The organism is uncultured Mucilaginibacter sp. (assembly GCF_903913935.1).
Lineage (GTDB): Bacteria > Bacteroidota > Bacteroidia > Sphingobacteriales > Sphingobacteriaceae > Mucilaginibacter.
On sequence record NZ_CAIWNH010000381.1, the window covers coordinates 1 to 7,028 of the forward strand.

At 43.5% G+C, this 7,028-nt stretch carries 8 protein-coding genes; 4 read left to right on the plus strand and 4 right to left on the minus strand.

Annotated elements, in window-relative coordinates:
• A partial coding sequence (locus QZY09_RS15340) for a DUF3127 domain-containing protein (protein WP_295673774.1) occupies positions 1 to 195 on the minus strand: 195 nt, incomplete at its 3' end.
• An 82-nt stretch (positions 196 to 277) separates the two neighbouring features.
• On the opposite strand from QZY09_RS15340, the gene QZY09_RS15345 reads away from it, so the two are divergent.
• From QZY09_RS15345 to QZY09_RS15360, 4 genes are all read left to right on the plus strand, one after another.
• On the plus strand, positions 278 to 1,450 hold the full coding sequence (locus tag QZY09_RS15345; RefSeq protein ID WP_295673776.1) for a class I SAM-dependent RNA methyltransferase: 1,173 nt from the start codon (positions 278 to 280) through the stop codon (positions 1,448 to 1,450).
• A complete protein-coding gene (locus QZY09_RS15350; protein WP_295673777.1) occupies positions 1,451 to 1,945 on the plus strand; it encodes a hypothetical protein in 495 nt (164 codons plus the stop codon).
• A gap of 79 nt (positions 1,946 to 2,024) precedes the next feature.
• The gene (gene dinB / locus QZY09_RS15355) at positions 2,025 to 3,137 is read left to right on the plus strand and encodes a DNA polymerase IV (RefSeq protein WP_295673779.1); all 1,113 of its coding nucleotides are present in this window, start codon (positions 2,025 to 2,027) and stop codon (positions 3,135 to 3,137) included.
• A 90-nt stretch (positions 3,138 to 3,227) separates the two neighbouring features.
• Positions 3,228 to 4,415 (plus strand): class I SAM-dependent rRNA methyltransferase, encoded by a 1,188-nt coding sequence (locus QZY09_RS15360; protein ID WP_295673787.1) that lies wholly within the window; start codon positions 3,228 to 3,230, stop codon positions 4,413 to 4,415.
• Positions 4,416 to 4,520: 105 nt separating this feature from the next.
• On the opposite strand, the gene QZY09_RS15365 is transcribed toward QZY09_RS15360, so the two are convergent.
• The 3 genes from QZY09_RS15365 to QZY09_RS15375 are packed head-to-tail and all read right to left on the minus strand — an operon-like array spanning position 4,521 to position 6,908.
• The gene (locus tag QZY09_RS15365) at positions 4,521 to 5,789 is read right to left on the minus strand and encodes a hypothetical protein (RefSeq protein ID WP_295673780.1); all 1,269 of its coding nucleotides are present in this window, start codon (positions 5,787 to 5,789) and stop codon (positions 4,521 to 4,523) included.
• Complete coding sequence (locus QZY09_RS15370; protein WP_295673782.1) at positions 5,770 to 6,333, minus strand: hypothetical protein; 564 nt, start codon at positions 6,331 to 6,333, stop codon at positions 5,770 to 5,772. The genes QZY09_RS15365 and QZY09_RS15370 overlap by 20 nt, the downstream gene beginning before the upstream one ends.
• Positions 6,330 to 6,908 carry a sigma-70 family RNA polymerase sigma factor gene (locus QZY09_RS15375; protein ID WP_295673785.1) on the minus strand — a complete coding sequence of 193 codons (579 nt, stop codon included), beginning with the start codon at positions 6,906 to 6,908 and terminating at the stop codon, positions 6,330 to 6,332. Before QZY09_RS15375 ends, QZY09_RS15370 begins: the two co-directional genes overlap by 4 nt.
• Positions 6,909 to 7,028: the final 120 nt, after the last annotated feature.

Genomic DNA, 7,028 nt, shown 5'->3' on the forward strand with positions numbered 1-7,028 from the left:
GTTGAAGAACACTTCAACATCATCACCAACCTTAACATTGTCGAGCAAATTGCAGCGATCCTGTATAGCTTCGAACTTTAAATATTCGGGATATTGAGGATTCTCGATATATTCAACTATCAGTTCCCTTTTCTTTAACGAGTCGGTTACCTGCATGGTTGCACCTACTTCATGTACCTTACCTTTAATTTCCATAAACTAAAAAATTTAAAGATGTAAAGTTAATAGATTAAGAAACAAAAACGGCCGTATTTAATTCATAAATTCGCAAAATATTATGCAAGTTTTCCACACTGAAAGTAAAATCGTTATTACCTGCAATAAAAGGCTGTCGCCCTACCTCCAAAAAGAAGTAGAGGACCTGGGCTTTAAACCTGTCCGTGTTTTTCAAACCGGCGTCGAGCTTTTGGGCACGGTAACGGACTGTATTGCTTTAAATCTTAACCTGCGTTGCGCCAGCCAGGTTTTATACCTGTTGAAAAGCTTTAAGGCCGATGATCCACAGGAACTTTATGATAACCTTGTTCAAATTGAATGGGAAAAACTGATTGATTTTTCGGGCTATTTTTCGGTATCTTCCAACGTTAATAATGAGCATATCCGCACACCTTTATTTGCAAACGTTAAGGTTAAGGATGCCATTGCCGACAGGATAAAGGCCCAAAAAGGCTTAAGGCCAAACTCCGGCCCCGAAGTAAATAAAACCCTGGTGCACCTTTACTGGCAGGACAGCGACGCCGATATTTTTATGGATACTTCCGGCGAAACGCTTGCCAAACATGGTTACCGGAAGATCCCCGGCAAGGCACCAATGCTGGAGGCCCTGGCAGCATCCACCATTATGGCCACCAACTGGGACATGAAAAGCACTTTCATTAATCCTATGTGCGGCTCGGGCACGCTGGCTATTGAAGCTGCCCTGCTGGCAACCGATAAATGCCCGGGCCTTTTCAGGATGAATTATGGCTTTATGCATATTATGGGCTATGATGAAACCGTATTCTTTACTGAAAGAAGGAAACTAAAGGACAAAGCAAAAAAGGAAATCGGGTTTAGAATTATTGCTACCGATATATCTGATGACGCGGTTGATATCGCCCAAAAAAATGCAAAAACTGCCGGTGTAGAACATTTAATAGAATTCAGCGTTTGTGACTTTGCAGATACGCCCGTGCCCGAAGAGGCAGGCATTGTGATGTTTAATCCCGAATACGGCGAACGCCTGGGGGTTCACACTAAACTGGAGATGACTTACAAACGGGTGGGCGATTTTATGAAAGCCAAATGCAAGGGATACTGGGGTTATATATTTACCGGCAATCCTGATCTTGCAAAAAAAATTGGGCTGTCAGCAAAAAGGAAGATTGAATTTTATAATGGCAAACTCGACTGCCGCCTGCTGGAGTACGAACTTTATGAAGGCAGCAAAAGAGCGCCAAAGGATGAATAAATGAAAAAGATAATATTTATTGCGGCCCTTATATTTCAAACGGCTTACTGCTTTGCACAGGAGCAACTATCATTTCCGTTTCAGGGCGGAAATGATGCTATGTCCCAGTTCTTTAAAGACAGTTTGAATGTTTCGCAGGATATCATCCAAAGAAAAATAATTGGTACCGCCGTTATCAAGTTTACCGCGAGTCAAAATGGCCGGATCAGCAAAATAGTTGTTTATTATGCCGATGATGCCCTATTGGTACAACCCGTAATTGACGCGTTGCGAAAAACGAACCGTAAATGGATCATCTCCAGCGCTGAAAAAATGCATGATTTCATTATACCGTTTGTTTTCAGCTTTAATCCACCGGAAACAGCGGGAAGCGACTTGCAGAAAACGGTATACGATAACTACCACAGCCGAAACCCCATCTTGTCAAAAGACCAGGTGCCGCTTGATGAGACTACCCTTTTACCACCCGTGCCGGTAAGTTATGATCTTCCTTAATTTATAATAAAATCCAGGGTAATTAAAGTATTGCTATTCCCTTTATATTTGGGTAAACCAACAATCAGGCTGCAGCAAAATGCAAAAGGGAGACGCTCAAAACTACCGCAAGATCATTCATATTGATATGGATGCATTTTATGCATCGGTTGAGCAAAGGGATAACCCGGAGTACCGTGGCAAACCCTTAGTAGTCGGCGGCCTGCCCGAAGGGCGTGGCGGCGTGGTGGCTACCGCAAGTTACGAGGCACGCAAATTCGGCATCCGGTCGGCCATGTCATCTAAACAGGCTTTGCAGCTTTGCCCGCATGCTATATTTATAAGGCCACGTTTCCCGGCATATAAAGAAGCTTCCCAAAAGATCCGTGAGATCTTCAGCCGATATACAGACCTCATCGAACCCCTATCGTTGGATGAAGCTTACCTGGATGTAACCAGCGACAAACTAAATATCGGATCCGCTATTGAGATCGCCAATCAAATTAAACAAGCCATAAAGGATGAATTGCAGCTGACTGCCTCTGCGGGAGTATCCATCAATAAATTTGTCGCCAAAACCGCTTCAGATATCAAAAAGCCTGATGGCTTAACTTTTATAGGCCCTTCAGCTATAGCGGCTTTTATGGAAAAGCTCCCCGTTGAAAAGTTTTTTGGCGTTGGTAAAGTTACCGCCCAAAGGATGAAGAATATGGGGCTGCATACCGGTGATGACCTTAAAAAACTGGCTGAAGAAGAATTAACCAGGCATTTTGGCAAGGCAGGGAAGTTTTATTACCAGATCGTTCGTGGCATTGATAACCGCGAAGTACAACCCAACAGGGAAACAAAATCACTGGCGGCCGAAGATACTTTCCCTTACGATCTTACTACTTTGGAAGAGATGGAGGAAGAGCTTGACAAAATTGCCCAAACGGTTTGCAAACGCCTGCAGCAATATGAATTGAAAGGCCGCACCATCACCCTTAAAATAAAATACAGCGATTTTAAACAGATCACCCGCAACCAGTCCTTCCCTACTGGTTTAAACGATTTGGACACTGTTTGCGCAACCGCTAAAAAACTGCTTGTGGCGACAGGCATCGAGGAAAAAAAAATAAGGCTGCTGGGAATCTCGCTTTCCAATTTTAACGAAGCGGCGGTGAAGCCCAAAGAAGAAAGGCAAACTGACCAATTAAAGTTGTTTGATTTTTAATGGACGTAATCAATCCAAATCACGAACGTAGAGACGCGATGCTTCGCGTCTTGAATACATGTTTAAAAAGGTATGATTACCTTTGCCACTATGATCGATGTGATATTAAAAAAAGGCAAGGAAAAAGCGGTGCTTCATCGCCATCCCTGGGTGTTTTCCGGCGCTATTGAAAACATAAAAGGCAAACCTGCAAATGGAGATATTGTAAGGTTGATGGATGCCAAAGGCGGTTTTATGGCTTATGGTTTTTATAACGACCAATCACGCGTAGCTTTGCGTTTGCTGGAATGGGATGAGGCTGTTGCCGTTGATGAGCAATGGTTTCGCGCAAAAGTGGGTATAGCGGTAGCAAGCCGAAGCTCCATTTTGGAAGATGGCACAACCAATACCTGTCGTTTAATATTCAGCGAATCAGATTTCCTGCCGGGGTTGATCGTTGATAAGTATGCAGATCATCTTGCCGTGCAGGTTTTGACCTCAGGTATAGAGAAAATATTGCCGGTGATCATCGATGAATTGCAGCTTTTATTAAAACCCGAAAGCATTTTTGATAAAAGCGACGCTTCCTCCCGCAGTCACGAAGGATTAGAAACTATCAACACCGCGCTTACCTTAAGCCACCCGCCTGAGCGGGTTGAAGTAAAAGAAAACGGCATCACCTATAACATCAACATCGCTGAAGGCCAAAAATCAGGCTTTTACTGCGACCAGCGCGATAACCGTAAAATACTTGCGGCGCATGCCAAGGACAAAAAAGTATTGGATTGTTTTAGTTATACCGGCGGCTTTACGCTGAATTGCTTGCAAAACGGCGCCGCATCGGTGACAACAGTTGATAGTTCGGCCCTGGCGGTTGAAACGCTAAAGGAAAATATCATCCTGAATAAATTTGATGAAGCAAAAGTTACCCCAATTGTATCCGATGTAAACAAACAACTCCGCAAATTCAGGGATGAGGGCGAGACATTTGATATCGTCGTGCTCGATCCGCCAAAATATGCGCCCTCACGCTCCGCATTAGATAAAGCATCACGTGCTTATAAGGACCTTAACCGTATGGGGATGCTGTTACTGAATCCCGGCGGTTTGCTGGCAACGTTTTCCTGCTCAGGCGCTATGGACATGGAGACTTTTAAACAGGTGCTGGCCTGGGCTGCTTTGGATGCAGGTAAACAGGTACAATTCATTTACCAGTTTTGCCAGCCGGAAGACCACCCTGTGAGGTCGTCTTTCCCGGAAGGTGAATATTTAAAAGGGCTGTTGTGCAGGGTGGTTTGAGGAACGACGAAAGGTAACGGGAAAGGTCAACTGTATCCGAACTCAGCAAACCTTTCCATTCCTAAATTCGTGTAATTCGAACTTTTTCGTGTCATTCGTGTCAAATCATTTAAAATTCACGCTCCCATAGCTGGTATGGATATTTATCTGGGATTCGGAACCACCTTTTCCAAAATGGCCCTTGTAGTTTTTGGTCGAACTTTCGTGCCTGCCGTCAGACGGGGTTTTACTGGTAATGGCCACCTTTTCATCATCATAACTAAAGCCGCCGTAGGAGGTGGTGATATCAAAATTAAAGTTATCATTTGAAGGCACACCAAGCGCCACACTGGAGTAAGAAGCATCAATATTCAGTTTATTAAAGGAATTGGAGATCTCATCTATCTTAAATCCGCCGACATAGGACAAGTCTATCGATGCTGTACCATTTAACTTTCCTAATTTAAATGAGCCGTAGCTCAGGTCGGCATTCAGGTTATTGATTTCTTCTATCTCGGCACTTCCGTACGAGTAATCAAGGTGTGCGCCGTTGATATTACCCGCCTTCAGGCTTCCGTAACTGCCTTCAATTTCGTTAGCCGGGTTACTCAGGTTCTGCGCCAAAACGCTTCCATAGGAGCAGCTGATCCTCACTTTACCCGAAAGATCAGGCAGTTGTATGGAGCCATAGCTATCTTCCACACTGAGATCAGTTTTTGCAGGCATATAAACCGTGTAGTTAATTTCCACTTTGTGCTTTCCGTTATTTCCGCCCCAGTTCCATATTTTCCACGAACTGTTATTGCGCTCTATCTGGGTTTTGAAGGATACCTGGTCGCCCTCTTTGCTATCAATAATTTGTACGCCATCCAAAAGCTTCTGGGCTTCGTCGTCACTTTGCGCCACCGCTTTTATCTGTATATCTACCTTAATTTCATGCCTGTCCCAGGTGTTTACTACTATTTTACCATATTGGTTACTTAACCTTATGCGGTCGTTGCCATCAATCGGGTAGCTTTTACTATAGCTTTTAAACTTTTCGTTTACCGACCCTTTATCATCGCCATTGTATGCATTATCGTTGCTGCTATCATCATTCACTTCTACCTCAATATTTGAGGCAATATTGGTTACTTCCGAAACAACTTTCGGTGCAATATCATTTATAGTTTCAGTAATATTCGCGGCTAAATTATCCAGGCTCAACTCAAGGTCGTTGTTAAGCTTATTCATTTTTGCCTTGATTCTTTTTGTCTTAACTTTTGCGTTAACGGTTACTGCCGATGAGGACGACGTATTTACGGACACGGAAATATCCTGTGCAAACCCGGCGGAAGTGATGGCTAAAAATGCCATAACCGGCAGCAGAGAAATTTTAAATATTTTTACTCTCATTTTTTTGTTCCTTTTTTATTTGATTGAACTGCTCAATCACTTGTAATTGCATGTTAAGCACCTGGGTCTGTATCTCCAGGTTACGGATCATGGCCAATAATACTTTCTCCTGGTTAGGGCTGGCGGGCAATTCGTTTTTTAATTGTTTATAGGTCGAATCCATCTTGCTTATTTCGGAGTTAAATTCCTTATACAATTCCGGATCTGATTTTTCAATGGATTTTAATTCGGTGCGCTTGCTTTCTATTAACGATGTATAGTGTACCTGTTGCTGGGCATACTCAGGGTTTATCGCTGCCAGGTCGACGCCATTCTTGTGGTTGTTGTGCAAATAGAGTGCAAATGATGCGCCCATTACAACGATCACTGTCGCTGCAACGCGCAGCACGAAGCCCAGTGTAAACGTTTTCGTTTCGCGTTTTGGTTGTTCTGTAAATTGCGGTGGCAACTGCTTTTCTATTCTTCCCCACAGATCTGCAGATGGTTCCAGGTCGTCAAACTCCTCCCTGTTCCTCTGTATTAAATCTTCCAATCCTTTGCTCATGATGGTATCCCCCTTTTATTTAAAATCTCTACCAGCTTTCTTTTTGCCCTCAAAAACTGTGTTCTCGATGTGTTTTCTGATATATTTAGTATTTGTCCAATTTCTTCATGGTCATAACCCTCCAGCAGGTAAAGTGATATCACTAACCTGTAGCCATCGGGCAATTCTTTTATGGCCTCTTTCACCTGGGCTGCCTTGTACTTTACTTCCTCGTCGTCGTAAGCAACCTCATCAGCTATATTCTCTATCTGCCCGCCTTCCAGTTCGATCAAATCCAGCCTGCGTTTCCGCAACAGGTTGATGGACCGGTTAATAACAATCTGTTTCAGCCACAAACCAAACGTGGTATCCTGCCTGAAATCCTTTACCTTGCCGAAAGCATCCAAAAACGCCTCCTGCAAAACATCTTCTGCTTCGGCAATATTACCCACTATCCTAAAGGCGACGTTCAACATCGCTTTTGAATACAAACGGTACAGTTCATAACAGGCTTTTTTACTGCCCTGTTTGCACTCCACCACCAGTTGATAATGCTTGTCTATGTATACGGCTTCCAAATTTTGATCAGCTTGCATGTTATATGACGCAAGGTTTTTTACAACGTTGCACGACGACGTCGGATTTCGGATTTCGGATGTTCGATTTCGGATTTATTTTAGGCTCTATAACGGTTTTGTATGGGTCAGAACCAATTA

Excerpts from the sequence above, each read along its gene's own strand:
- QZY09_RS15345 (WP_295673776.1), top strand. The coding sequence starts at position 278 with ATGCAAGTTTTCCACACTGAAAGTAAAATCGTTATTACCTGCAATAAA.
- QZY09_RS15350 (WP_295673777.1), top strand. The coding sequence starts at position 1,451 with ATGAAAAAGATAATATTTATTGCGGCCCTTATATTTCAAACGGCTTAC.
- dinB (WP_295673779.1), top strand. The coding sequence starts at position 2,025 with ATGCAAAAGGGAGACGCTCAAAACTACCGCAAGATCATTCATATTGAT.
- QZY09_RS15360 (WP_295673787.1), top strand. The coding sequence starts at position 3,228 with ATGATCGATGTGATATTAAAAAAAGGCAAGGAAAAAGCGGTGCTTCAT.
- QZY09_RS15365 (WP_295673780.1), bottom strand. The coding sequence starts at position 5,789 with ATGAGAGTAAAAATATTTAAAATTTCTCTGCTGCCGGTTATGGCATTT.
- QZY09_RS15370 (WP_295673782.1), bottom strand. The coding sequence starts at position 6,333 with ATGAGCAAAGGATTGGAAGATTTAATACAGAGGAACAGGGAGGAGTTT.
- QZY09_RS15375 (WP_295673785.1), bottom strand. The coding sequence starts at position 6,908 with ATGCAAGCTGATCAAAATTTGGAAGCCGTATACATAGACAAGCATTAT.